Raw genomic sequence first — 24,176 nt, forward strand, 5'->3', positions numbered from 1 at the left:
CGCACGGAGCGCCGCCGAGGATCCCGCGTCGGATGATCAGACGCGGGTCCCGAGGCCCCGTACCAGCAGGTCGATGCCGAAGGCGAAGTCGCCGGCGGGATCCTCGTCGCGGGCGTGGCCGGGCAGCAGGCCGAGCCGGTCGAGCTGCATGCGCTGCTGCTCGTGCGCCACGTGGCCGAGCACGAAGTGCAGCAGCGCCGATGCCGCGCGTGCGCAGTCGGCCTCCCCGAACCCGCCCGCGGCGACGGCCGCGGACAGCGAGCGGCGCGCCGCCGTCGCGCCGAGCCCCATCGCGGTGGTGCTCGCCACGACCTCGGCGCCGTCGCGATGGGCGAGGAGCGCCGCGCGGAGGACCTCAGCGGCGTGCCGGACACCCTCCTGCCAGTCGGTGCGCCGATCAGCCGCGTTCTCGGTCTCGGCCTCGGCCTCGGCGACGATGCGGTCGGCCAGCTCGGCGAGGAGGCTCTGCTTGTCCGGGAAGTGCCAGTAGAGGGCGCTCGGCTGCACGTCGAGGGCGGCGCCGAGCCGGCGCATGGTGAAGTCCGGGAGGCCGTGCTCGTCGAGGATCCGGAGGGCCGTCCGGGCGACGTCGTCGCGGCTGTGCCGCCCCGCCGCATGCGCCCGCACCATGTCCCCACTATAGTGAACGCCGTTCAGGTGAACATCGTTCAGGTCCATGACCGTCGCAGCACGCAGGAGGAAGCCCATGACCCCGTCCCGCTCCCTGCCCCTCGGGGCCGACCGTCGCGCGCGCCTGGACGCCACCGACCTCGCGCGGGTCGCCGTGCTCGCCGCGGTCGTCGCTGTGCTCGGCCTCCCGGGGAGCATCAGCGTGCTCGGGGGCGTCCCCATCACCGCGCAGACGCTCGGCGTGATGCTCGCTGGCGCCGTGCTCGGGGCCCGCCTCGGTGCCCTCGCCCTGGCCGTCCTGCTCGCGCTCGTCGCCGTGGGGCTGCCGCTCCTCTCCGGCGGGACCGGCGGCCTCGGCGTCTTCCTCGGACCCTCCGCCGGCTACCTCGCGGGCTGGGTCCTCGGGGCCGCAGCGGTCGGGTGCATCGTCCACCTCGGCGGCCGGCGGCCCACCGCGGTGCGCACCGCCGTGGCCATGCTGGTCGGCGGGATCGCCGTCGTCTACGCGGTCGGGATCCCCGTGCAGAGCCTCGTGACGCGCCTGCCGCTGGCCCAGACCGCGTACACCAGCCTCGTGTTCCTCCCCGGCGACCTGCTCAAGGCGGCCATCGCCACGGCCATCGTGATGACGCTGGTGCGCGGCTACCCGCGCGCGTTCCGCCGCGCGTCGGGCTGGACCACGGCGCCGCGGGACGTCGCCGGGTCGACGGCCCCGTGACCCCGCCGGAGGGCGTGGACACCGCGGCCCTGCGTCTCGTCGACGTCGGCGTGCGCCTCGGCGACGTCGACGCCCTCCGCGACGTCACGCTCGAGATGGATGCGCGGACGGTCGCCGTGATCGGCGAGAACGGCTCGGGCAAGAGCACCTTCGCGCGACTGGTCGGGGGGCTCGTCGGGCGCACGACAGGGGAGCTGCGGGTGCTGGGCGTCGACCCGGACCGCGGATCCCGCGAGCTGAGGCGCCGCGTCGCCCTGGTCTTCAGCAACCCGGACGCGCAGATCGTCATGCCGACCGTCGCCGAGGACGTCGCGTTCTCCCTGCGACCGGAGCGCCTGTCCCGCGCGGAGTCGGACGCCCGCGTCTCCGAGTGCCTGCGCCGATTCGGCATCCAGCACCTCGCCGACCGCTCGTCGCACGAGCTCTCCGGCGGCCAGAAGCAGCTGCTCGCGCTCGCGGGGGCATTCGTCCGGCGTCCGGAGCTCGTCATCGCCGACGAGCCGACGGCGTACCTCGACGCCAGGAACGCCCGCCGGGTCGCGGACCACCTCTTCGAGGACGGCCATCGACTCGTGCTCGTCACCCACGACCTCGCCGCGGCCGCCCGGTGCGAGGCCGCCGTCCTGTTCGCCGGCGGCCGGCTCGTGCGCACGGGCGGGCCCGCGGACGTCATCGCCGAGTACGAGGCGATGCTCGGGTGACGCCCGCCGAGCCACGACGGCCCGGGCGCCTCGAGCGCATGCCGGCAGGGCCCGAGCTGATCGCGCTCATGGTCGTCGTGCTCGGGGTCTCGCTCCTGCCGTCCACCTGGTGGGCCGCGGGCACCGCGGTCGCCGTGGCGGTCCTCGCCTACGCCGCCGCGCAGCTGGGCGACGGCCTCATGGGCCTCCGCCGGCTCGCCGGCCAGGTCCGGTCCGTGCGCTGGGTGATGCTGTTCACGCTCGTCAGCCAGCTGGTACTGCTCGGGCCGGAGCCCGCGGTGGCGAACACGGCCCGCGTCACGGCGGCGATCGCCATCGCCGGCCTGCTCGTCCTCACGACCTCGATGACCGCGCTCCTCGACGGCATCGAACGCGGCCTGCGCCCGCTCCGGAGGTTCGGCGTCGACACGGAGCGGATCTCGCTGCTCCTGACCGTGACCGCCGGCACGGTCCCGGTCCTCGGGCGCCTGGCCGCCGACGTCCGCGAGGCGCAGCGGGCGCGCGGCGCGCGGCCCGGCCTCCGGACCTTCGTCGTGCCCTTCCTCGTCCTCGCGCTCAAGCACGCGGATCAGCTCGGCGATGCGCTCACCGCGCGCGGAGTCAGGTGACGGCCGAGGCGGCGACGCCCCGATCGCGATGTCCACGGGCCGCGCGGGCCGGGTCGCCACGCGCGTGTCGCGCTAGCATCCACCCATGAGCTCCGACACGGCCGACGACGCCGCCGCCTGGTCGGTCGTCGACGCCGCGACGCACGGGTCCAGCGCCCACCGCGGATCAGCCCAGCGCAGCCTCTGGCCGCTCGAGCCGCTCGTCCCGTCGCCCGGCGTCGCGCCCGACGCGTCGCGCGACGACGGACGGACCCGCCGCCGCGCGCGCCGAGCCTGATGCGCGGACGCCCGGTGACGGGCCGCGGTCGCCCCTTCGTTACGATGGCCAGGTGATCCCCACCCTCGCCGACGTCGTCCGTGTCGTCGAGGACGCGTGGCCGCCCGCAGGCGCATCGGACTGGGACGCCTCGGGGCTCGTCTCCGGGGATCCGCGCGGACGGGTCCGCCGCATCCACCTCGCCGTCGACGCCGTGCGCGCGACGGTGGACGAGGCGGTCGCCGCCGACGCCGACCTGCTGCTCGTCCACCACCCCCTGCTCCTCCGGGGCGTGACCACGATCGCCGAGACCGGCTACAAGGGCGCGCTCCTCGCCGACCTCATCCGGTCCGGGTGCGCCCTGCACGCCGCGCACACCACCGCAGACGTCGTCGAGGACGGCACCTCGGGACGGCTCGCGGCGCTCCTCGGCCTGGTGCCGGAGACCATCCGTCCGATCGACCCCGCCCCGGGCGGCGTGCGCGGCATCGGGCGCGTCGGCGACCTGCCCGCGCCGACGACGCTCGGCCGTCTCGCGGGGGAGCTCGCCCGCATCCTCCCGCCCACGGCGACGGGGATCCGGGTCGCCGGACCCTACGACGCGCCCGTCACCCGCCTGGCCCTCTGCGGCGGAGCGGGGGACTCGCTGCTCGGCGCCCCCGACGTGCTCGACGCCGACGTCTACATCACCTCGGACCTGCGCCACCACCCGGCGAGCGAGGCGCGGGAGTCGGCCGCCCTCCGCGGCGGCACGCCGTACCTCATCGACACCTCCCACTGGGCGAGCGAGTGGCTGTGGCTCGACCAGGCCGCGGACACGCTGCGATCGGCGCTCCCGGACGTCGAGGTCACCGTCAGCGACATCCGCACCGACCCCTGGGACTTCGCCGTCACGCAGTGACCGGCCGCCGCGCGCGGTCAGGCCCGCGCATCCACGACACGCACCGCGTGCCCGCCTCCCGCAGGCGGAGCCGCACCACGAGAGGGAGAGCATGAAAGCCGATCCGAGCATCCAGAAGGAGCTCCTCGACCTGCAGGAGATCGACACCCGGCTCACGCACCTCACGCGGCAGCTGGCGCAGCTCCCGCAGCTGAAAGAGATCGACGCGCTGCAGCGGGAGATGGAGCTCGTGCGTCGCCGGCTCGGCGAGCGGACGGGCGTGGTGGAGGACGCCCAGACGGAGCTCTCGCGCATCGAGTCCGACGTGGCGGTCGTGCAGGCGCGGATGGACCGCGACCGCACCCGCATCGAGGCGGGCGGCAGCTCGAAGGACGTCCAGGCGCTGGAGCGCGAGCTCGAGTCGCTGCTGCGTCGCCGCGACACCCTCGAGGAGGTCGAGCTCGAGGTGATGCAGAAGCTCGGGGAGGCCCAGTCGGCGCAGGCCGAGGTGGTCGTCGAGCGCGACGCCCTCGCCGAGCGGCTGGCCGCGGTCGAGGCCGAGCGCGACGCCGCGGCGGTGGAGCTGCGGGTCCAGGCCGAGCAGGCCAGGAAGGACCGCGACGCGCTCGCGCCGCGGTTCCCCGAGGACCTGCTCGCGCTCTACGAGAAGCAGCGCGCCCGCTACGGCGTGGGCGCGGCGATGCTGCACCGCGGGATCTCCCTCGGCAGCAACATCGCGCTGCACCAGAGCGACCTCGACGCGCTCCGCAAGCGCGCGCCCGACGACGTCGTCATCGACCCCGAGAGCAACGCCATCCTGGTGCGCACGGACGAGTCCGGGCTCTAGCGGGAGGACCGGCAGGGCGCCTGCCCTAGACTCGACCCCGCGGATGGGTCGGCAAGACGGTCGCGCCGCGGAGGATCCCGAGAGGGGGAGACCGCGTCGAGGAACGTCCGGGCTCCGCAGAGCAGGGCGGTGGGTAACACCCACCCGGGGCGACCCGCGAGACAGTGCAACAGAGAGCAGACCGCCCGTCGCGCGAGCGGCGGGTGAGGGTGAAACGGCGGTGTAAGAGACCACCAGCGGCCCGAGTGATCGGGTCGGCTATGCAAACCTCGCCCGGAGCAAGGTCGAACAGGGGACGCACAGGCTGCTCGTCCAGTCCCCGGGTAGACCGCTGGAGGGCTGCGGTGACGCAGCTCCGAGATAGATGGCCGTCCATGGTGCCGCGAGGCACCGGGACAGAACCCGGCGTATCAGCCGGCCCATCCGCACCCCGCACGACGAAGCGGCCGGATCCCCTCGGGATCCGGCCGCTTCGTCGTGCGGCGCTCGGGCGCTCAGTCCTCGGGCTTCGTCTTGTCGACGAGGTCGGCCGCGGGCGCGTGCGTGCTCGCGCCGACCGCGTGCGCGGCGAGGGCCGCGGCGCCCATGATGCCCGCGTTGTTCCGCAGCTCCGCCGGCACGATCGGGGTGCGCAGGCGCAGCAGCGGCAGGAAGTGCTTGTGGTTCTTGGACACGCCGCCGCCGACGATGAACAGCTCCGGCCACATCAGCTTCTCGAGCTGGCCGTAGTACACCTGCAGCCGGGCGGCCCAGCGCTTCCAGTTGAGGTGCGCGCGCTCCTTGGCGGCGTACGAGGCGCGGCGCTCGAAGTCACGGCGGCCCGCGACGTCCATGTGGCCGAGCTCGGCGTTCGGGATGAGGACGCCGTCGTGGATAAGGGCCGTGCCGATCCCCGTGCCGAGCGTGGTCATGATGACGAGACCGCGCACGTCCTTGGCCGCGCCGTAGCGGGCCTCGGCGTAGCCGGCGGCGTCCGCGTCGTTGACGAACGTGATCTCGAGGCCCAGGCGCTCCTCGAACAGCTTCTCGGCCTCGAGGCCGATCCAGGACGGGGACACGTTGGCCGCCGACATGGTCGTGCCGTGCACGATCGCGGCGGGGAAGCACACGCCGAGCGGCGTGCCCGCGGGGACCTCGCCGAGCGCGTCGATGATCTGCTTCACGGTGGCCACGATGTCCTCGGGCTCGCCGCCCTGCGGCGTCGGCAGCTTCACGCGCTCGCTCTTCAGCTCGCCGGTCGCGACGTCCACGATGGCGCCCTTGATGCCGGTCCCGCCGATGTCGATGCCGATTGCGGTCGTCGCGTCCTCGCTCATGGAAGCGACCCTACCGGCTCGCCCGACCCCGTCCGGCCGTCGCGCGCGGTGCGGACGGGCCTAGCATCGGCAGCATGAGCGACAGCGACGAGCAGTACTGGTACGACGACCGCACGGGCGAGGTGGAGAAGGGGATGCTGTCCCCGGCAGCGCATCGGATCGGCCCGTTCGCCTCGGCGGAGGAGGCGGCCAGGGCACCGCAGCGGCTGCGCGAGCGCGCCGAGCAGTGGGCGGCGGAGGACCGCGACGACGACTGATCCCGCGGTTCAGTCGGAGTAGCTCTCCGCCTCGGCGGGGAACGTCCCGCTGACGACGTCGTCGCGATAGCGCGTCGCCGCGTCCAGGAGCACAGCGCGCATGTCCGCGTATCGCCGCACGAAGCGCGGCACGCGGCCGCTCGTGAGGCCCGCGAAGTCGGTCCAGACCAGGATCTGCCCGTCCGTGCCGTTCCCGGCGCCGATGCCGATGGTGGGGATGCGCAGCTCCTCGCTGACGCGCCGCGCGATCCCCTGGGGCACCATCTCGAGCACCACGGCGAACGCGCCGGCGTCCTGGACGGCGCGTGCGTCGGCGAGGAGCGCCTCCGCGGCATCCCCGCGACCCTGGATGATGTGGCCGCCGAGGCCGTGCTCGCTCTGCGGCGTGAACCCGATGTGGCCCATCACGGGGATTCCGGAGCTCACGACCCGCCGGATCTGCTCCGCGCTGCGCACACCGCCCTCGAGCTTCACGGCATGGGCGCGCGCCTCCTTCATGAACCGCACCGACGTGGCGAGCGCCTGGTCGGGGCCGGACTCGTAGGAGCCGAACGGCAGGTCGGCGACCACGAGCGCGCGAGCGGCCGAGGCGGCGACCGCGCGCGCCAACGGGATGAGCTCGTCCACCGTGACGGGGACGGTCGTGTCGTACCCGAGCACGGTGTTGCCTGCGGAATCGCCGACGAGCAGGAAGTCGATGCCGGCCTCGTCGAACACACCCGCCGTGAGCATGTCGTAGCTGGTGAGCCCGGTGATCTTGAGGCCCTGCTCCTTCGCCCGGGCGAAGTGCCGGATGCGCACCCGCCGGGGACCCGCGTCGGGCTCGCTCGGGATGCGGGCGGGATCGGGCGGGGAGACGGCAGCGTCGGGGCTCTGCATGCCTCGGAGTCTACGGCCGGCCCCGCGCGCGCTCGGCCCGACCCCTGGTCAGCCGGTAGGTTGGACTCCGACGAGAGGGTGGTGGATGGACAAGCAGCGTGACTTCGTCCTGCGGACGATCGAGGAGCGCGGGATCAAGTTCGTGCGCCTGTGGTTCACCGACGTGACCGGCACCCTGAAGTCGGTGGCGATCGCCCCGGCGGAGGTCGAGGGAGCGTTCGCGGAGGGCCTGGGGTTCGACGGCTCGGCCATCGAGGGCCTCACCCGCTCGTACGAGGCCGACATGCTGGCCCACCCGGATCCGACGACCTTCCAGATCCTCCCCTGGCGCGGGGAGATCGACCCCACCGCGCGCATGTTCTGCGACATCTCGACGCCCGACGGGCAGCCCGCCATCGCGGATCCCCGCAACGTCCTCAAGCGCACGCTCGAGAAGGCGGCGGACCGCGGCTTCACCTTCTACACGCACCCCGAGATCGAGTTCTACCTCCTCAAGTCGAGCGAGTTCGGCGTCGACGGCCCCGAGCCGGTGGACGCGGCCGGCTACTTCGACAACGTCCCCGGCGGCACGGCGCACGACTTCCGCCGCCGCTCGGTGCGCATGCTCGAGGACCTCGGCATCTCGGTCGAGTTCAGCCACCACGAGGCGGGCCCAGGCCAGAACGAGATCGACCTCCGCTACGCGGACGCGCTCACCACGGCGGACAACATCATGACGTTCCGCACGGTCATCAAGGAGGTGGCCATCGAGCAGGGCGTCTACGCGACGTTCATGCCGAAGCCCCTCGCCGCGCACCCCGGCAGCGGGATGCACACGCACATGTCGCTCTTCGAGGGCGACGTCAACGCGTTCTACGCGTCCGGCGCCGAGTACCAGCTCTCCACCATCGGCCGGCAGTTCATCGCGGGTCTCCTCAAGCACGCGCCCGAGATCACGGCCGTCACGAACCAGTTCGTGAACTCGTACAAGCGGCTCTGGGGCGGCGGCGAGGCGCCGAGCTTCGTGACGTGGGGGCACAACAACCGCTCCGCGCTCGTGCGGGTGCCGCTGTACAAGCCCAACAAGGGGAACAGCTCGCGCGTCGAGTACCGCGCCATCGACTCCGCGGCGAACCCGTACCTCTCGTTCTCGCTCATGCTGGCCGCGGGCCTCAAGGGCATCGAGGAGGGCTACGAGCTGCCGGCTGAGGCCGAGGACAACGTGTGGACCCTGAGCGACGCCGAGCGCCGTGCCCTCGGGTACGCGCCGCTGCCGTCGAGCCTGGACCACGCGATCCAGCTCATGGAGCGCTCCGAGCTCGTCGCCGAGACGCTGGGGGAGCAGGTGTTCAACTACGTGCTGCTCAACAAGCGGCAGGAATGGCGCGACTACCGGGCCCAGGTGACGCCGTACGAGCTGCGCTCCAACCTCGAGATGCTCTGATCCGGGAGCCCGGCGGGAGAATCACGACCGACATCCGACGACGAGGCCGGAGCGAGAGATGAGACGTGGGCAGACGCTGCTCGGCGCCCTCGCGCGCGCGGGCTTCGCGCGTCTCAGCGAGGTAGGCGAGGCCCTCGAGGAGGCCGTGGAGCTGTCCGGCTGGGCCGAGGCCGACCTCGTGGAGGCGCTGCACTCCAGCGCGGACCCGGACGGGGCGCTCGACGCCCTCGTCCGACTGCTGCGCGAGGACCCCGAGCGCACCCGCGCAGTCCTCGCCGACCCCGACGCCCGTCACCGGCTGGCGCGGGTGCTCGGTTCGTCGCGCGGCCTCGCCGAGTTCCTCACTCGCCACACGGACGAGCTCGAGGCCTTCGCCCGTCCGCTCGAGGGGATGCCCGCGCCGGCCGACGTCCGCACCCGGATGCTGGAGGCGGTGCAGGCGATCGACGGCGTGGCGGGGATCACCGGCACGCCCGCTCGGACGGCCCTGCGGATCCGCTATCGCGCGCTCGTGGCACGCGTCGCCGCGTGGGACCTCGTGCACCCGGATCCGCTCGCGGCCGTGCGACCCGTGACCGCCGCCCTGGCCGACCTCGCCGGCGCGGCCCTCGAGGCGTCGCTCGCCGTCGCCCGGGCGGAGCTGTCCGCGCCCGGCAGCTTCGGCCGCGCGCGACCCGAGGAGATCGCCGCGACGCGCCTCGCGATCATCGGCATGGGCAAGGCAGGTGCCCGCGAGCTCAACTACGTCAGCGACGTCGACGTGATCTTCGTCGCCGAGGCCGCGACCGACGCGGACGGACAACCGGTCATCGAGCCGGCCCGGGCGGTCGAGCTCGCGACGCGCCTCGCCGTGCTGGCCATGCGCGGCATCGACGAGCAGGAGATCGAGCCGGCCCTCTGGGAGGTGGACGCCAACCTCCGGCCCGAGGGGAAGGCCGGCGCGCTCGTCCGCACGCTCGACTCGCACCTCGCGTACTACGAACGATGGGCGAAGGACTGGGAGTTCCAGGCGCTGCTCAAGGCCAGGCCGCTCGCGGGCGACGCCGAGCTGGGCGGGCGGTACGCCGATGCCGTCGCGCCGCTCGTGTGGTCGAGCGCGTCACGCGAGGGCTTCGTCGGGCAGGTGCAGCGGATGCGCACGCGCGTCACGGACAACATCCCGACCGACCAGCTGCACCAGCAGATCAAGCTCGGGCCGGGTGGGATCCGCGACATCGAGTTCACGGTGCAGCTCCTCCAGCTCGTGCACGGCCAGGGCGACGAGGCCGTCCGGGACCGCAGCACGCTCGCGGCGCTGGTGGCCCTCGCGGACGCCGGCTACATCGGGCGCACGGAGGCCGGCGAGTTCGCGAAGGACTACCGCTACCTCCGGCTCCTCGAGCACCGGCTGCAGCTGGAGCAGCTGCGGCGCACGCACCTGATGCCCACCGACGAGGAGCGGTTGCGGATCCTCGCGCGCAGCACGGGCCTGGACGGGCGCGCGGAGGAGCTCACGGCCCGGTGGACCGCCACGAAGACCGCCGTCCGCACGCTGCACGAGCGGCTGTTCTACCGGCCGCTCCTCGCCGCGGTCGCGTCGCTGCCCGAGGAGTCGCTCGCGCTCACCAGCGACCAGGCCGCCGCGCGCCTGTCCGCCATCGGATTCGTCGACGCGCGTGGGGCGCTCGCGCACATCCGCGCGCTGACGCAGGGGGTCTCGCGCAGCTCCGCCATCCAGCGCCACCTGCTCCCCGTGCTCCTGCAGTGGTTCGCGGACGGCCCGGATCCCGACCACGGCCTGCTCGCGTTCCGCCGGCTCAGCGAGGCGCTGGGGGAGTCGAACTGGTTCCTCCGGATGCTCCGGGACTCGGCCGGCGCCGCGCAGCGCCTCGCCCAGGTGCTCTCGGGATCACGCTTCGTGTCGGAGCTGCTCGACCGCGTCCCCGAGACCGCCGCGTGGCTCGCGCGCGACGAGGACCTGCGCCCCCGCACCTGGGCGGCCCTCGAGGAGGAGGCCGTCGCCACGGTGAACCGGCATCCCACAGCCGACGCCGCCGCGGCCGCGTTGCGCACCCTCCGCCGCCGCGAGATCCTCCGCCTCGCCATCGGCGCCATCGTGGGCGTCACGCACGTCGAGACCCTCGGACCCTCCCTGGCCGACATCACCACGGCGACGCTTCGTGGCGTCATGCGCGCCATCCGCCGCGAGGACGGCCCCTGGCCCGAGTTCGCCGTGGTCGCGATGGGGCGCTACGGCGGCGCCGAGCTCGGCTTCGGCTCCGACGCCGACGTCATGTACGTGTTCCGCCCGATCGCCGGCATGGATCCCGAGCTGGCCCAACGCCGCGCCCAGCTCATCGTCTCCGAGCTGACGCGCCTCACGGAGGACTCGCGCCTCCCGCTCGACCTCGACACCGGCCTCCGACCGGAGGGACGCAACGGTCCCGTGGTGCGCTCGTTCGCGTCCTACCGCGCCTACTACGAGCGCTGGTCCCTCACGTGGGAGGCGCAGGCGCTGCTGCGCGCACGCGGAGTCGTCGGCGACAGCGGCCTCATCGTCGACTTCACGTCGCTGGCCGACCGCACCCGCTACCCGGACGCCATCGGCGACGCGGACGTACGCGAGATCAAGCGCATCAAGGCGCGCGTGGAGAACGAGCGGCTCCCGCAGGCTGCGGACCCCACCCGGCACCTGAAGCTCGGCCGCGGATCGCTCAGCGACGTGGAGTGGCTGGTGCAGGTGATCCAGCTGCAGCACGCGCACGCTCATCCCGCCCTGCGCACGCCGACCACCCTCGGCGCGCTCGACGCGGCCGTGGATTCGCGCCTCGTGGCCGAGGACGACGCGGCGCGTCTGCGGGATGCCTGGCTCCTCGCGTCCCGGGTCCGCTCCGCGATGACGCTCTGGACGAACCGCACGGCCGACGTCCTCCCCGCCGAGCGCGCCGCGCTCGACGCCATCGCGCGGCTCCTCGAGTACCCGCCCGGCTCCGCTTCCGTGCTCGAGGAGGAGTACCTCGGCGTGACCCGCCGCGCCCGCGCGGTCTTCGAGCGCCTCTTCTACGGCATCGACGAGCAGCTGGATCCGCGCGGTGCCTGACGCCGCTCCATGCGGCGGCGCGGACGATGACGGGCCGCCCTCCCGGAGGAGGACGGCCCGTGCATCGGGCACCCGATGCGGGTGCCGGTGGGATCAGACGCCGTAGTACAGCTCGAACTCGAACGGGTGCGGACGCTGCGCGAGGGGCTTGATCTCCATCTCGCGCTTGTACTCGATCCACGTCTCGATGAGGTCGGGCGTGAACACGTTGCCGGCGGTGAGGAACTCGTGGTCGGCCTCGAGCGCCTCGAGGGCCGCGCCGAGCGACGCGGGGACCTGCGGGATGCCCTTCGCCTCCTCGGGCGGGAGCTCGTAGAGGTCCTTGTCGACGGGCTCGTGCGGCTCGATGCGGTTCTTGATGCCGTCGATGCCGGCCATGAGCTGGGCCGCGAACGCGAGGTACGGGTTGCTCGACGCGTCGGGCGCGCGGAACTCGATGCGCTTCGCCTTCGGGTTCGTGCCCGTGATCGGGATGCGGATCGACGCCGAGCGGTTGCCCGCCGAGTAGACGAGGTTGACGGGCGCCTCGAAGCCGGGCACGAGGCGGTGGTACGAGTTCACCGTCGGGTTCGTGAAGGCGAGGATCGCGGGCGCGTGCTTGAGGATGCCGCCGATGTACCAGCGCGCGACGTCCGACAGGCCGCCGTAGCCGGCCTCGTCGTAGAACAGCGGCTTGCCGTCGTTCCACAGCGACTGGTGCGTGTGCATGCCCGAGCCGTTGTCGCCGAAGAGCGGCTTCGGCATGAACGTGGCCGTCTTGCCCCACTGCTCGGCCGTGTTCTTGACGATGTACTTGAACTTCAGGATGTCGTCCGCCGCGTGCACCATCGTGTCGAAGCGGTAGTTGATCTCGGCCTGTCCGCCCGTGCCCACCTCGTGGTGCGCGCGCTCGAGGATTAGACCGGCGTCGATCAGCTTGAGGCTGATGTCGTCGCGGAGGTCGGCCTGCTTGTCGACCGGGCTGACGGGGAAGTAGCCGCCCTTGTACGGCGTCTTGTTGCCGAGGTTGCCGCCCTCCTCCTCGCGTCCCGAGTTCCAGGCGCCCTCCTCGGAGTCGACCGAGTAGAAGCTCGTGTGCTGGTTCACCTCGTAGCGGACGTCGTCGAAGATGTAGAACTCGGCCTCGGGCGCGAAGAACGCGGTGTCGGCGATGCCGGACGCGGCGAGGAACTTCTCGGCCTTCTTGGCCACCTGGCGCGGGTCACGGGCGTAGATCTCGCCGTTGCGGGGGTTGTAGATGTCGAACACCATGATGAGGGTGCGCTCGATGCGGAACGGGTCGATGTACGCCGTCGTCACGTCGGGGATGAGCTGCATGTCCGACTCGTGGATGCTCGCGAAGCCGCGGATGGACGAGCCGTCGAACAGCTGGCCGACGGAGAAGAACTCCTCGTCGACGGTGGATGCGGGGATGTTGAAGTGCTGCTGCACCCCGGGAAGGTCGGTGAACCGGATATCGAGGAACTTGACGTCGGTGTCCTTGATGAACGCGAGCACCTCGGATGAGTCTCTGAACATGTGGTGTCTCCAAAAGGGGGCCGGAGCGGATGAGACTGACGGTTTCAGCCTCTCCGACCCTAGGGGGAAGGGGTTACCTCGCCATAACCGCCGTGTTTCCGCGATGTTACGCGGGCTGTCCCGGGCGAGTCGGCGACTGCTCCCGGTCGGTCCGACCAGGGGATCCGCGTGACGCGCGCCTAGGATCGTAGGGTGCCCGCGACTCCCACGAACCCCGACCTCGGCGATCCCGGCCGCAACCGCTGGCCGGGGGAGCGCCTCGGGCTCCCGGAGCGCGGGCGGGGCTCCATCGCCCGCGCGGGCCGGCGCATCGTGGGCATCTGCATCGACTGGGCCCTCGCCGTGCTGGTCTCCTGGGCCTTCTTCGCCTACGACCCGACGGCCACGCTCGCGATCTTCGCCGTGATGCAGTACGTCCTCATCGTCACGCTCGGCGGGAGCGTCGGCCACGTCGTGCTCGGCATGCGCGTGCGGCCGCTCTCGGGCGGGTACGTGTCGCTGTGGCGGCCGGCCCTGCGCACCCTGCTGCTGTGCCTGGTCGTCCCGGCGGTCGTGTGGAACGCCGACCAGCGGGGCCTCCACGACGTGTTCTCGGGCACGGTGCTGGTCCGCACGTCCTGACCGCTTCGCCGTGCAGCGAGGAGCGTCAGCCGGGCTCGCACCCGAGGTACACGAGCTCCGGGTCGACGCCGCCGAGCACGACCCGGGCGGGGGATCCGGCGCGGACGGCGCCGAGCTCGCGGCTCTCGGTCTCCCGCCCGTCGTCGGAACGCCCGGTGGTGACCTCGAAGCGGACGAGCGCGGCGCTGCAGTCCTCCGGCGCGATCATGTCGAGGAGCGTGCACGACGTCGTGTCGACGCACTCGCTCGCGCGGGACGCGGGATCGTCGACGGGCACGACGGTCGCGCCCTGGGTCAGGTCCGCGCCGATCGTCGTGAAGCGCGCGCGCGTCGAGTCCTGGAAGCTGACCAGGACGACCAGCACCCCGGCGAGCGCGCAGACCGCGGCGATGGAGGGCCCCAGACCGCGGCGGGCCCGCTCCCGTCGGGAACGGCCGTAGGGCGACAGCCGTTCCGACGTCGCTGCGGGGCGCGGCGGGCTCGGGTGCGTCCATCCGGGGTGCGCTGACCCGTGGCCCGGGGTGGAAGGCCGGGCATCATCGCCGCCCGTGCGCTGTCGGAGGAGGAGCACGTCCCGCGCGAGGGTCAGCTGCACGAAGCGCTCGTGGGCTGCGCGCAGCCGCTGCGGCGTCGCGCCGGGGAGGAGGTCGGGATGCGTCCCACGCGCCTGCCGGAGGTAGGCGCGGCTGATGGCCGGCCGGTCGGCGTCGACGTCGACGCCGAGCAGCGCCGCAGCGGAGGCCGGATCCATGGCCTCAGTCTGCGCCGGGCACGTGGGCCGCGCAAACGACCCGCGTCCGCGGGATCAGCGTGCCCGGGACGGACGGACCTTGAACGGGTCGACGCCCTTGGGGATGGGCATGCTGTTCTGCCCCAGCGAGGTGAGGCGGTTGTTGACCGCCAGGACCTCGGCCTTGGTGATCGTGCGGGGGAACCGCTGCAGGCGACCGGCCAGCTTGTGCAGCTCGACGGAGTCCGCGTCGGGCCCGACGAACACGAAGTGCACGGGCACGTTGGGGAGCACGCGGGCGATCTTGCGTCGCTCGTCCTCGAGCATGCGCGTGGTGCGGCTCTTGGGACCCTCGCCGATGAGGGCGACGCCGGGACGCCCCACGGCGCGGTACACGGCGTCCTGCGACTTGCCGTTGACGGCGACCGGCATCTCGCTGCCGACCCACCCGCGCTTCAGGGAGCTGCGCAGGACCACGCCGACCGCGCCCGGCTGGCCCTTGATCTGCAGGTACGCCGCGCGCTCGGCCTTGCGTCCCAGGACGATGAGGAAGGCGAGGATGCCCGCGAACACGCCCGCGATCACGAAGAGTATGGCGGTGAGCCAGTTGCCACCGGTCGCGAAGATCGCGAGCAGGACGCCGACGACGATGGGGCCCAGCAGCGCGAGCAGCATCCACCAGACCGAGCTCTTGTCGTACCGCCGGGTCATCTGGAAGACCTGCCACATCTGCTTGATGCGGCCGGGTTCCTTGGGTGCCTTCGGAGAGGCTGTCTTGCGGGCCATGGTGCCCAGGATACCGGTGCGCGAGAGGCAGCCGGAACGGCCGACGGCGATCGCGCCTCGTCCTGCCCCTCACAGGCCCGTGTGACGGCCGTGATCCTCAGGGGCAGCGCTCGTAGCCCCTCGCTGCCCGCCTCCCCGCACACTCCCGGGACGGGCACCCGGTCCTCGACGACTCACGTCCATGGAGCCGGGCCGAGGAGAGGACGCGACGCGATGCCGGACGGAAGCGCTCAGCCGCATGTCGGACCGCTCAGGGGGCGAGGCCGCGGGGAGGGACCCCGACGCGAGACGATCGACGGCGGGTCGGGAGCCTCGACCGCTCTCATACCGCGGAGGACGAGGAGCAGAGCCGCGGACACGGCGACGGCCGGCAGCACGGTCGCCGGGTACCGGCTTGTCCGGCTCATCGGGAAGGGCATGCGCTGCGAGGTGCACCTCGCACGGCCCTGCCGCGCCGCGGATGCCTCAGCCGGAGTGACGGACAACGTCGCCGTCAAGATCGTGCCGCGGACGGAGCGCAGCCGAGGAGAGGCGGAGATACTCGCGCTGCAGGCCGTCACCTCCGACCACGTCGTCGAGCTGCGGGATGTCGCCACGCTGTCCGACGGCAGCCTGTGCATCGTGCAGTCGCTCGGCACCCGCGGCACCGCGGCGGCCCTGCTCGGCCGGCGAGGCAGCCTCACGCCCGGGGAGACAGTGACCCTCGTGGCCTCCGTCCTCCGAGGCCTGGGTGACCTGCACGACGTGGGCATCGCGCACGGAGCCGTGGATCTGACCCACGTGGTCATCGACGCCACGGGCCGTCCGCTGCTGGGCGGGCTGGGGTCCTCCCGCCTCGTCGCGGGAGAGGCGGGCGAAGAGGGCATCCGGGGCGTCGACCCCGTCGATCAGGACCTGGGGCGGGTCGCGCGCATCGTGCAGGCGCTACGCGACCCGGGGGACGCGCACGGACGAGCATCGAACGACCGGTGGGAGGCATGGTTGGCGCTCCTCGACGGAACGATCCACGGCGAGTCCGATCTCAGCGCCCACGACCTCGCTGACCGACTGCTCGACGTCGCGGATGCGGCACCGCTGGCCGATGCCGGCGCAGCCCGCCACGAGGAGGACGCGGATCGCGCCCTGTCGCACGGAGCGATCCCCCTCGATGCCCGTTCCGACACCGTCAGCGGCCGCGCTGGGCATGCCACGGGACCCCGTCGCGCGCCGCGGCCCTTCTCGCGCTCACGTGGGAGCGCTCATCGCCGGCATCGGGCGGCGCGCGCTGCGTGGGCGCACGACGTCGATGCTCGGCTCACCTCGGTGAGGAGCGAGCTCGTGTCGGTCCGCCCGCGCATCTGGGCGCTCGGGGCGTCCGCGCTCCTGCTGCTGATCGCCGGCGTCGTCGCCGTCCCCCTCCTCACCGGACCCGACCGGGGAGCCACGGAAGTGCGCACGAGCACACCGAGCACCGCGGCGCCGGCGGACGCCGGCTTCGACGTGGACGCGTCAGCGGTGCCAGACGGGGACGCGTCACCGGGGCCAGACGCCGACGCTGCGAGGTCCCCGGATCCTGACATCGCCGCTCCCGCGCTCCTCCGCCTCCGAGCGGCCTGCTTGCACAACGCCGATGCCGCCTGCGTGAGCGATGTCGATGAGGCCGGCTCCGCGGTGGATGACGCGGATCGGAGCACCATCGCCAGCGGTGGGAGCGCATCCCCCGAGGGCGCCGCACTCCATGTCGACGACGCCCTCGGCCCCGCTCGGAGGCTCGGAGACACCGCGCTCTTCGAGCTGCGTCCCGGATCGGACACCCCGGCGGCGCGCGCAGCCGAGTCGGCACCGGAACGCCGACCGGCCTCCCTCCTGATCGTCAGGGGGGAGGCCGGGTGGCGGATCAGGGACCTGATGGACGACCGGTGACGGTCACCATCGGGTCCGGGTCAGGCCTAGATGCCGAGGTCGGCGTCGAACGCACCCGCTTCGAGTCGGTTCTTCACGGCGACGAGGAACCGGGATGCGTCAGCCCCGTCGACGATGCGGTGATCGTAGGACAGCGCCAGGTAGACGGTGGAGCGGATGGCGATCGTGTCCTGCCCGTCCGCCGTGATGACCACGGGCCGCTTGGTGACGATGCCCGTGCCGAGGATCGCGGACTGCGGCAGGAACACCACAGGGGTGTCGAAGAGCGCTCCGCGCGACCCGGTGTTGGTCAGCGTGAAGGTGCCGCCGGCCAGCTCGTCCGGTGACAGCTTGTTGTCGCGCGTGCGGGCGGCCAGGTCGGAGATCTCCGACGCGAACTGCGCCAGGTTCTTGCCCTCGGCGTTCTTCACGACCGGGGTCAGGAGGCCACGCTCCGTGTCGACCGCGATGCTGATGTTCTCGTGGTCGGGGTACACGATGCTGTCGCCGTCGACCGTCGCGTTGACGACGGGGTACGCCTTGAGCGCCTCAGCGGCGGCGAGTGCGAAGAAGGGCAGGAACGAGAGCTTGACGCCCGTCTTCTCGAGGAAGTCGCCCTTCACGCGGTCGCGGAAGCGGGCCACCTTCGTGACGTCGACCTCGACCACCGAGGTGAGCTGCGCGGTGGACTGCATCGAGACCACAGCGCGGTCGGCGATGAGCTTGCGCATGCGGGACATCTTCGCGGTCGTGCCACGGAGCGGCGACGTCTCGAGCGGAGCGGCGGCGGGCGCCGCGGGAGCCGAGGCGGTCGGGGCGCTCTTCGACGCGGCGGCCTCGGCAGCGGCGAGCACGTCCTCCTTGCGGATGCGCCCTCCCACACCGGTGCCGGTCACGGAGCCGATGTCGACCCCCCGCTCGTTGGCGAGCTTGCGCACCAGCGGGGTGACGTAGCCCGCGTTGCCGGACGCAGCAGGAGCCGGGGCGGCGGCGGGCGTCGGAGCTGCAGGAGCGGGCGCCGGAGCAGCGGCGACAGGAGCAGGAGCGGCGGGAGCGGGTGCCGGGGGCGTCGCGGGAGCGGGCGTCTCCGCCTCAGCGGCCGGGGCCGGCTCGGGCTCGACGGGAGCAGGCGCCTCGGCGTCGTCGTCCGCCTCGGTGGAGGGGATCACGGTGTCCTCGGCGGGCTCCTCGGTCGCCGTCTCCGGCTCCGCTGCGGCGGCGTGCTCCTCCGCGGGCGCGTCGCCGCCACCGGAGCCGTCGCCGATGCGCACCAGCACGGCGCCCACCTCGACGGTCTCGTCCTCCTGGACGAGGATCTCCTCGATCACGCCGGCGACCGGCGAGGGGATCTCGGTGTCGACCTTGTCGGTCGACACCTCGAGCAGGGGCTCGTCGACCTCGACGTGGTCGCCGACGTTCTTGAGCCAACGGGTCACCGTGCCCTCGGTGACGCTCTCGCCGAGTGCGGGGAGGTTGACGGATTCGCTCATGGGGTTGTCTCCTTCAGGCCCGACTCCGGACCCGGCTTGTATGTCGGTGATGGCAGGGTGCTACAGGGCGTGCAGAGGGGTTCCGGCGAGAGCCAGGTGCGCCTCGCCGAGCGCCTCGTTCTGGGTGGGGTGGGCGTGCACCAGGTCGGCGACGTCCTCGGGGTAGGCCTCCCAGTTCACGATGAGCTGGCCCTCGCCGATGAGCTCGCCGACACGGGCGCCGATCATGTGGATGCCGACGACGGGCCCATCCTGCACGCGGACGACCTTGATGGAACCGGCCGTGCCGAGGATGGAGCTCTTGCCGTTGCCGCCGAGGTTGTACTCGTAGCTGGAGACCTTGTCGGCGCCGAACTTCTCGGCGGCCTTGGCCTCGCTGTAGCCGACGCTCGCGACCTCGGGGTCGGAGTAGGTGACCTTGGGGATGTTGATGTCCTCGACGACGACGGGCTTGTTGCCCGCGATCTCCTCGGCGACGAAGATGCCCTGCTGGAAACCGCGGTGCGCGAGCTGCAGGCCGGGGACGATGTCGCCGACCGCGTAGACGCCGGGAACGCTGGTCTGGAGCCGCTCGTCCGTCAGGACGAAGCCGCGGTCGGTCTTCACGCCCGCCTCCTCGAAGCCGAGCCCCTGGGTCGCCGGGCCGCGGCCCACGGCGACGAGCAGGAGGTCCGCGTCGTAGGTCGTGCCGTCCTCGAGGGCGACCTGGACCCCCTGGTCGTCCTGGGTGACCGACTTGAAGCGCACACCGAGCGAGAACGCGATGCCGCGCTTGCGGAACGCCCGCTCGAACTGCTTGCTGATCGACTCCTCCTCGTTGGGCACGAGGTGGGGGAGGGCCTCGATGATCTGCACGTCCACGCCGAAGGAGCGCCAGACGGAGGCGAACTCGACGCCGATGACGCCGCCGCCCAGGATCGCGACCTTCTTCGGGATGTAGTCGAGCTCGAGCGCCTGCTCGCTCGTGATGACGCGGCCGCCGATCTCGAGGCCGGGGAGCGTCCGGGAGTAGGAGCCGGTCGCGAGGACGATGCTCTTCCCGGTGACGGTCTGGTCGCCGACCTGCACGGTCGTGGCGGAGGTCAGGCGGCCCTCGCCTTCGATGACGGTGATGCCACGGGCCTTGATGAGCCCCTGGAGGCCCTTGTACTTGCTCGCGACGATCGCCTCGCGGTACGCGTTGACACGCGCGATGTCGACCCCGTCGAAGGTGACGTTGACGCCGTACTTCTCCGACTCCCGCGAGACGTCGGCGACCTCGGCCGAGTGCAGGAGCGCCTTCGTGGGGATGCAGCCGCGGTGCAGGCACGTGCCGCCCAGCTTGCCCTTCTCCACGAGGCCCACGGTCTTGCCCAGCTGCACCGCTCGGAGGGCGGCTGCATAGCCACCGCTCCCGCCGCCGAGCACCACCACGTCAAAGTTCTGTTCCGACACCCAGGATCTCCCTCGTATGCATCAAGGTCGTCTCATGCGACCGCCCGACCGGGCAGGCGCGGGACCCCCTCAGGAGGCCTCTCCGAGCCTACTACGCGCGTGAAAAACCCGCGGCCAGGGCCAGGAGCGTGCGGACCGCGACGCCCGTCGGGCCCTTCCCCGTGAAGCCATGACCACCGCCCTTGTTGTGCGACGGCCCCGCGATGTCGACGTGCGCCCACGGGATCCGCGGAGCGTCGTCCTCGTCGCCGGTCCGGCCGACGAACTCCTTGAGGAACACGCCCGCGACGAGCATGCCGCCCGCCGGGTTGCCCGGCTTGACGTTGGCGATGTCCGCGATGTCGGAGTTGAGGAGCGCGCGCATCTCCTCCGGGAGCGGCATGCCCCACATGCTCTCGCCCTGCTCGCGGGCGGCGTCGAGGAGGCGGGCGACGAGCGCGTCCTCGCCCATGACGGCGGAGTACCGCTCGCCGAGCGCGACGACCTGCGCGCCCGTCAGAGTCGCGATGTCGACGATGGCGTCCGGGTGCTCCTCGCTGGCGGCGACGATGCCGTCCGCCATGACGAGCCGGCCCTCGGCGTCGGTGTTGAGGACCTCGACGGTCGTGCCCCCGCGCATGCGCAGGACGTCGTCCGGGCGGATCGCGGAGCCGGAGGGCATGTTCTCGGCGATGCAGAGCCACGCCGTGAGGCGCACGGGCAGCTCGAGCCGTGCCGCCGCCACCACGACCTCGAGGATCGTGGCGGCGCCGGTCATGTCGTACTTCATGCCGATCATCGGCACGGCGGGCTTGAGCGAGATGCCGCCCGTGTCGTACGTGATGCCCTTGCCGACGAGCGCCAGGTGGCGCGTCGCACCCGCGGGGGAGTAGGCGACCTTGACGAGTCGGGGCGGGCGGGTCGAGCCCTGACCGACACCGAGGATCCCGCCGAAGCCGTCGGCCGCGAGCGCCACCTCGTCCCAGACGCGGACGTCCACGGGCAGCCCGGCCGTGCGCTCGTGGACCGCGTCGACGAACGTCGCGGGATAGAGGTCGAGCGGCGGGGTGTTGACGAGGTCCTTGGTGCCCGCCACCGCGCCGGCGACCGCGGTGGCACGCGCCACGGCCTCGTCGGCGTCATCGGCGGTCCAGGAGTCGCCCTGCGCGAGCACCGTGACGGCGGTGGCCCGCGGCTTCTGGCCCGCGAGCGAGTCCCGGCGGTACGCGTCGAAGGAGTAGGTCCCGAGGGCCGCGCCCTCGAGCACGGCGGTCAGATCGACGAGCGAGGACACGGGGACGGCCACGGCGACGTGGGCGACTCCGCGCAGCTGGCGGGTCGCGCTGCCGACGGCGTAACGGAGCGCGACCGCGTCCACGGGCCCGGATCCCACGCCCACGAACGCGATGGTGCGGGCGGCCGTCCCCGTCCCGGCGATGCGGACGACCTCGTCGCGGCCGCCGGTGACGCCGATGTCGGACAGGCCGTCCGCGTCGAACTCGAGGCCCTCGGGCGCGTGCACCCGGAGCCCCTCCTTCTCGCTGGAGACGGCGACGACGAGCGCGTCCGCCTCCACGTCGACGGCACGGTCGGAGGACACGGAGAGAAGGGGGAGGGTCATGGGCGACGAGCCTACCGACGTGCGCATGCACCCCAGCCCGGAGCGCGGGGCCGTGAGATCCGCGCGGATCGGCGCGTCCGGGCGTCGTCGGCGACCGTGTTCGCTCTCGGCGGCACATGGCGGTCGCCGACGGGGAGGGCCCGTCGGAGGCGCGGCTTAGAGTGGATCCATGGCAGATGCGGACGGACTGTACGAGATCGACACCGACATCGGCGAGGTCCCGACCGGACTGCCCCTGGTCGCCGGGCTCACCGGCTTCTCCGACGCGGGATCCGGCGTGTCCCAGGTCAGCGAGTACCTGCTGAGCACCCTGAGCCACCGCGACGTCCTGCGGTTCGACACGGACACCCTGCTCGACTACCGCGCGCGCCGACCCACCATCTACTTCGACCAGGACCACCTCGCCGACTACCGTCCGGCCCGCCTGGCGCTCTACCTCGCGCACGACGAGATCGGGCAGCCGTTCCTCCTCCTCACGGGCTTCGAGCCCGACTTCCGGTGGGAGGCCTTCACCGCGGCCGTCCTCGGCATCGTCGACCGGTACCGCGTCTCCACGACGACGTGGGTGCACGCCATCCCCATGCCGGTGCCGCACACGCGAGACATCAACGTCACCGTGAGCGGCAACCGCACCGAGCTCATCGACGCGCTCAGCGTGTGGAAGCCGCACACCCAGGTGCCGGCGAACGCGCTGCACCTGGTGGAGCACCGCCTGCACGACGCCGGCCATCCCGTCGCGGGCTTCGTGCTCCTCGTCCCGCACTACCTCGCGGACACCGAGTTCCCCCTCGCCGCGGTCGCCGCCCTGGAGAGCATCAGCGCGGCGACGGGCCTCATCTTCCCGACCGACCGCCTCCGCGAGGAGGGGCGCGACTTCGTGGGGCGCATCGACGAGCAGGTCGCGGGCAACCAGGAGCTGGCCCGCCTCGTCACGACGCTCGAGGAGCGCTACGACAGCTACATGGAGGATACGCCGCTCAAGTCGCCGCTCACGGACGAGGACGGCGCCCTGCCGACCGCCGACGAGATCGCCGCCGAGCTGGAGAAGTTCCTGGCACGCCGTCGCCCCGGCGACGGCGACGCGGCCTGACGCCCGCGAGCTGATCCGCGCGCGGGCCCATCGAGCGACCGCCGGAACCCGGCGCCGTCGGTATCGTCGTCCCGATGAGCACCCGCCGCGCCCGCCTCGTCCTCGGCGTCGCCATGGTGGCGTACCTCTCGTCCGTGCTGCAGCGCGGCTCGCTCGGCATCGCGTCCGTCGAGGCGGGGGACCGGTTCCACGTCTCGGCGTCGCTGCTCTCCACGCTCGCGGTCACGCAGCTCGTCGTGTACGCGGCGCTGCAGGTCCCGGTCGGGGTGCTGATCGACCGGATCGGCCCGCGCGCGCTGCTCGCGACCGGCGCGCTGCTGATGGTGGCCGGACAGGTCACGCTGGCGCTCTCCACCTCGCTCGAGGTCGCGATCCTGGGACGCGTGCTGGTCGGCGCCGGGGACGCCATGACGTTCGTCTCGGGCCTGCGCCTCATCAACTCCTGGTTCTCCGGTCCGCGCGTCCCGGTCCTGTCGCAGTGGTTCGCCAACGTGGGCCAGCTGGGGCAGGTGCTCTCAGCGATCCCGCTCTCGCTCGTGCTGCACACGGCGGGGTGGACGCCCGCGTTCCTCGGCTCGGCGTCCGTCGCCGTGGTGGCGTTCGTCGCGGTCGTCGCGGCAGCGCGCGACCGGCCGACCGGGGAGGCACCGCCCCCGTGCATGGCGTGGGGCGACTCGATGCGGGAGCTCGGCCGGAGCCTGCGTCGACCGGGCACGCAGCTCGGCTTCTGGTCGCACTTCGTGACCCAGTCGTCCGGCGCGGTCTTCAGCCTGCTCTGGGGTTTCCCGTTCCTCGTCGACGGCCTGGGGTACGGCCCGGCGCTCGCGTCCGGGCTCCTCATCGTGATCGTGGCCTCGGGGATGATCGTGGGTCCCGTGATCGGGATCCTCACCGGGCGCTTCCCGTTCCGGCGCTCCAACCTCGTCCTCGGTCTCGTCGCGATGATGGGCGCGGCCTGGGCGGTGCTGCTCCTCTGGCCGGGCGTGCCGCCGCTCGCGGTGGTGGTGCTCGTGGTCGTGGCCATCGGGATCGGCGGGCCCGGCTCGCAGGTCGGGCTGGACTTCGCGCGCACGTTCAACCCGCCGCGCAGCCTCGGCGCCGCGTCCGGGATCGTGAACGTCGGTGGATTCACCGCGAGCTTCACGATGATGCTGCTCATCGGGGTCGCGCTCGACGTGCAAGACGGGATCCGGGTCGCGGGCGGAGCGCCGAGCGACCTCTACGCGCTCGACTCCTTCCGCGTCGCCTTCGCCGTGCAGTACCTCGTAGTCGGGTTCGGGACGCTGATGCTGGTGCGGACGAGGCACCGGACGCGACGCCTGCTGGCCGACGAGGGAATACGGGTGGGGCCGCTCTGGGTTGCCTACCTCGACAGGCGACGCCGACGCCGCGCGTGACGTCGGCCCGCACACGGATCGCATTGGCTCGCCCG

The 24,176-nt window shown here is 72.6% G+C and carries 22 protein-coding genes and 1 other RNA gene; 14 read left to right on the forward strand and 9 right to left on the reverse strand.

What is annotated here, in order from left to right:
• Positions 1-36 precede the first annotated feature (36 nt).
• Positions 37-630 carry a TetR/AcrR family transcriptional regulator C-terminal domain-containing protein gene (locus K0V08_RS03890; protein ID WP_050976304.1) on the reverse strand — a complete coding sequence of 198 codons (594 nt, stop codon included), beginning with the start codon at positions 628-630 and terminating at the stop codon, positions 37-39.
• 76 nt (positions 631-706) lie between these two features.
• On the opposite strand from K0V08_RS03890, the gene K0V08_RS03895 reads away from it, so the two are divergent.
• The 7 genes from K0V08_RS03895 (at position 707) to rnpB (ending at position 5,066) form a co-directional block, all read left to right on the forward strand.
• On the forward strand, positions 707-1,348 hold the full coding sequence (locus tag K0V08_RS03895) for a biotin transporter BioY (protein ID WP_079533137.1): 642 nt from the start codon (positions 707-709) through the stop codon (positions 1,346-1,348).
• On the forward strand, positions 1,345-2,049 hold the full coding sequence (locus K0V08_RS03900) for an energy-coupling factor ABC transporter ATP-binding protein (RefSeq protein ID WP_079533139.1): 705 nt from the start codon (positions 1,345-1,347) through the stop codon (positions 2,047-2,049). Before K0V08_RS03895 ends, K0V08_RS03900 begins: the two co-directional genes overlap by 4 nt.
• Positions 2,046-2,657: a CbiQ family ECF transporter T component gene (locus tag K0V08_RS03905; RefSeq protein WP_012038315.1), complete on the forward strand. Its 612-nt coding sequence runs from the start codon at positions 2,046-2,048 to the stop codon at positions 2,655-2,657. Before K0V08_RS03900 ends, K0V08_RS03905 begins: the two co-directional genes overlap by 4 nt.
• 85 nt (positions 2,658-2,742) lie before the next feature.
• Positions 2,743-2,934 carry a hypothetical protein gene (locus tag K0V08_RS03910; protein ID WP_079533142.1) on the forward strand — a complete coding sequence of 64 codons (192 nt, stop codon included), beginning with the start codon at positions 2,743-2,745 and terminating at the stop codon, positions 2,932-2,934.
• Between the two features lie 52 nt (positions 2,935-2,986).
• Positions 2,987-3,814, forward strand: a complete 828-nt coding sequence (locus K0V08_RS03915) for a Nif3-like dinuclear metal center hexameric protein (protein ID WP_079533145.1) — start codon at positions 2,987-2,989, stop codon at positions 3,812-3,814.
• A 91-nt stretch (positions 3,815-3,905) separates the two neighbouring features.
• On the forward strand, positions 3,906-4,640 hold the full coding sequence (locus tag K0V08_RS03920) for a zinc ribbon domain-containing protein (RefSeq protein ID WP_079533147.1): 735 nt from the start codon (positions 3,906-3,908) through the stop codon (positions 4,638-4,640).
• Between the two features lie 44 nt (positions 4,641-4,684).
• Positions 4,685-5,066, forward strand: an RNA gene (rnpB, locus tag K0V08_RS03925) — RNase P RNA component class A.
• Between the two features lie 68 nt (positions 5,067-5,134).
• On the opposite strand, the gene ppgK is transcribed toward rnpB, so the two are convergent.
• The gene (gene ppgK / locus K0V08_RS03930; RefSeq protein ID WP_012038319.1) at positions 5,135-5,956 is read right to left on the reverse strand and encodes a polyphosphate--glucose phosphotransferase; all 822 of its coding nucleotides are present in this window, start codon (positions 5,954-5,956) and stop codon (positions 5,135-5,137) included.
• A 74-nt stretch (positions 5,957-6,030) separates the two neighbouring features.
• On the opposite strand from ppgK, the gene K0V08_RS03935 reads away from it, so the two are divergent.
• On the forward strand, positions 6,031-6,213 hold the full coding sequence (locus K0V08_RS03935) for a hypothetical protein (protein WP_012038320.1): 183 nt from the start codon (positions 6,031-6,033) through the stop codon (positions 6,211-6,213).
• Between the two features lie 9 nt (positions 6,214-6,222).
• Here K0V08_RS03935 and panB read toward each other — a convergent pair whose 3' ends face one another.
• Entirely contained in the window at positions 6,223-7,092 is an 870-nt protein-coding gene (panB, locus tag K0V08_RS03940; protein WP_012038321.1) for a 3-methyl-2-oxobutanoate hydroxymethyltransferase, read from the reverse strand.
• A gap of 85 nt (positions 7,093-7,177) precedes the next feature.
• Between panB and K0V08_RS03945 the strand changes: the two genes are divergently transcribed.
• Both K0V08_RS03945 and K0V08_RS03950 read left to right on the forward strand, forming a co-directional pair.
• Positions 7,178-8,515, forward strand: a complete 1,338-nt coding sequence (locus K0V08_RS03945; RefSeq protein WP_012038322.1) for a glutamine synthetase family protein — start codon at positions 7,178-7,180, stop codon at positions 8,513-8,515.
• Positions 8,516-8,573: 58 nt separating this feature from the next.
• Positions 8,574-11,594: a bifunctional [glutamine synthetase] adenylyltransferase/[glutamine synthetase]-adenylyl-L-tyrosine phosphorylase gene (locus K0V08_RS03950; RefSeq protein WP_079533150.1), complete on the forward strand. Its 3,021-nt coding sequence runs from the start codon at positions 8,574-8,576 to the stop codon at positions 11,592-11,594.
• Positions 11,595-11,687: 93 nt separating this feature from the next.
• Here K0V08_RS03950 and glnA read toward each other — a convergent pair whose 3' ends face one another.
• Positions 11,688-13,112, reverse strand: a complete 1,425-nt coding sequence (glnA, locus tag K0V08_RS03955) for a type I glutamate--ammonia ligase (protein WP_079533154.1) — start codon at positions 13,110-13,112, stop codon at positions 11,688-11,690.
• A gap of 192 nt (positions 13,113-13,304) precedes the next feature.
• Between glnA and K0V08_RS03960 the strand changes: the two genes are divergently transcribed.
• The gene (locus K0V08_RS03960) at positions 13,305-13,733 is read left to right on the forward strand and encodes an RDD family protein (protein ID WP_079533158.1); all 429 of its coding nucleotides are present in this window, start codon (positions 13,305-13,307) and stop codon (positions 13,731-13,733) included.
• 25 nt (positions 13,734-13,758) lie between these two features.
• Here K0V08_RS03960 and K0V08_RS03965 read toward each other — a convergent pair whose 3' ends face one another.
• Together K0V08_RS03965 and K0V08_RS03970 are read right to left on the reverse strand one after the other, a co-directional pair.
• A complete protein-coding gene (locus tag K0V08_RS03965; RefSeq protein WP_079533161.1) occupies positions 13,759-14,484 on the reverse strand; it encodes a J domain-containing protein in 726 nt (241 codons plus the stop codon).
• 54 nt (positions 14,485-14,538) lie between these two features.
• Positions 14,539-15,249, reverse strand: coding sequence for a DUF4191 domain-containing protein (locus tag K0V08_RS03970; RefSeq protein WP_012038327.1), 711 nt, complete (start codon positions 15,247-15,249; stop codon positions 14,539-14,541).
• A 474-nt stretch (positions 15,250-15,723) separates the two neighbouring features.
• Here K0V08_RS03970 and K0V08_RS03975 point away from each other — a divergent pair, with 474 nt between their 5' ends.
• The gene (locus K0V08_RS03975; protein WP_231689054.1) at positions 15,724-17,151 is read left to right on the forward strand and encodes a protein kinase family protein; all 1,428 of its coding nucleotides are present in this window, start codon (positions 15,724-15,726) and stop codon (positions 17,149-17,151) included.
• A gap of 26 nt (positions 17,152-17,177) precedes the next feature.
• Here K0V08_RS03975 and sucB read toward each other — a convergent pair whose 3' ends face one another.
• The 3 genes from sucB to K0V08_RS03990 all read right to left on the reverse strand — a co-directional run bounded on the left by sucB (position 17,178) and on the right by K0V08_RS03990 (position 21,654).
• Positions 17,178-18,620 carry a 2-oxoglutarate dehydrogenase, E2 component, dihydrolipoamide succinyltransferase gene (gene sucB, locus K0V08_RS03980; RefSeq protein ID WP_079533166.1) on the reverse strand — a complete coding sequence of 481 codons (1,443 nt, stop codon included), beginning with the start codon at positions 18,618-18,620 and terminating at the stop codon, positions 17,178-17,180.
• Positions 18,621-18,680: 60 nt separating this feature from the next.
• A complete protein-coding gene (gene lpdA, locus K0V08_RS03985; RefSeq protein WP_079533169.1) occupies positions 18,681-20,054 on the reverse strand; it encodes a dihydrolipoyl dehydrogenase in 1,374 nt (457 codons plus the stop codon).
• A 91-nt stretch (positions 20,055-20,145) separates the two neighbouring features.
• Positions 20,146-21,654: a leucyl aminopeptidase gene (locus K0V08_RS03990; protein ID WP_079533763.1), complete on the reverse strand. Its 1,509-nt coding sequence runs from the start codon at positions 21,652-21,654 to the stop codon at positions 20,146-20,148.
• Positions 21,655-21,823: 169 nt separating this feature from the next.
• Between K0V08_RS03990 and K0V08_RS03995 the strand changes: the two genes are divergently transcribed.
• On the forward strand, positions 21,824-22,744 hold the full coding sequence (locus K0V08_RS03995) for a proteasome assembly chaperone family protein (protein ID WP_012038332.1): 921 nt from the start codon (positions 21,824-21,826) through the stop codon (positions 22,742-22,744).
• Between the two features lie 74 nt (positions 22,745-22,818).
• On the forward strand, positions 22,819-24,141 hold the full coding sequence (locus tag K0V08_RS04000) for an MFS transporter (protein WP_079533172.1): 1,323 nt from the start codon (positions 22,819-22,821) through the stop codon (positions 24,139-24,141).
• The last annotated feature ends 35 nt before the right edge of the window (positions 24,142-24,176 follow it).

Origin of the sequence: Clavibacter michiganensis (assembly GCF_021216655.1) — a bacterium.
Lineage (GTDB): Bacteria > Actinomycetota > Actinomycetes > Actinomycetales > Microbacteriaceae > Clavibacter > Clavibacter michiganensis.

Coding starts and splice junctions, on each gene's coding strand:
- K0V08_RS03910 (WP_079533142.1), top strand. CDS start 2,743: ATGAGCTCCGACACGGCCGACGACGCCGCCGCCTGGTCGGTCGTCGAC.
- K0V08_RS04000 (WP_079533172.1), top strand. CDS start 22,819: ATGAGCACCCGCCGCGCCCGCCTCGTCCTCGGCGTCGCCATGGTGGCG.
- panB (WP_012038321.1), bottom strand. CDS start 7,092: ATGCAGAGCCCCGACGCTGCCGTCTCCCCGCCCGATCCCGCCCGCATC.
- K0V08_RS03945 (WP_012038322.1), top strand. CDS start 7,178: ATGGACAAGCAGCGTGACTTCGTCCTGCGGACGATCGAGGAGCGCGGG.
- K0V08_RS03995 (WP_012038332.1), top strand. CDS start 21,824: ATGGCAGATGCGGACGGACTGTACGAGATCGACACCGACATCGGCGAG.
- K0V08_RS03920 (WP_079533147.1), top strand. CDS start 3,906: ATGAAAGCCGATCCGAGCATCCAGAAGGAGCTCCTCGACCTGCAGGAG.
- glnA (WP_079533154.1), bottom strand. CDS start 13,112: ATGTTCAGAGACTCATCCGAGGTGCTCGCGTTCATCAAGGACACCGAC.
- K0V08_RS03895 (WP_079533137.1), top strand. CDS start 707: ATGACCCCGTCCCGCTCCCTGCCCCTCGGGGCCGACCGTCGCGCGCGC.
- K0V08_RS03935 (WP_012038320.1), top strand. CDS start 6,031: ATGAGCGACAGCGACGAGCAGTACTGGTACGACGACCGCACGGGCGAG.
- K0V08_RS03970 (WP_012038327.1), bottom strand. CDS start 15,249: ATGGCCCGCAAGACAGCCTCTCCGAAGGCACCCAAGGAACCCGGCCGC.
- K0V08_RS03965 (WP_079533161.1), bottom strand. CDS start 14,484: ATGGATCCGGCCTCCGCTGCGGCGCTGCTCGGCGTCGACGTCGACGCC.
- K0V08_RS03950 (WP_079533150.1), top strand. CDS start 8,574: ATGAGACGTGGGCAGACGCTGCTCGGCGCCCTCGCGCGCGCGGGCTTC.
- ppgK (WP_012038319.1), bottom strand. CDS start 5,956: ATGAGCGAGGACGCGACGACCGCAATCGGCATCGACATCGGCGGGACC.
- sucB (WP_079533166.1), bottom strand. CDS start 18,620: ATGAGCGAATCCGTCAACCTCCCCGCACTCGGCGAGAGCGTCACCGAG.
- K0V08_RS03990 (WP_079533763.1), bottom strand. CDS start 21,654: ATGACCCTCCCCCTTCTCTCCGTGTCCTCCGACCGTGCCGTCGACGTG.
- K0V08_RS03890 (WP_050976304.1), bottom strand. CDS start 630: ATGGTGCGGGCGCATGCGGCGGGGCGGCACAGCCGCGACGACGTCGCC.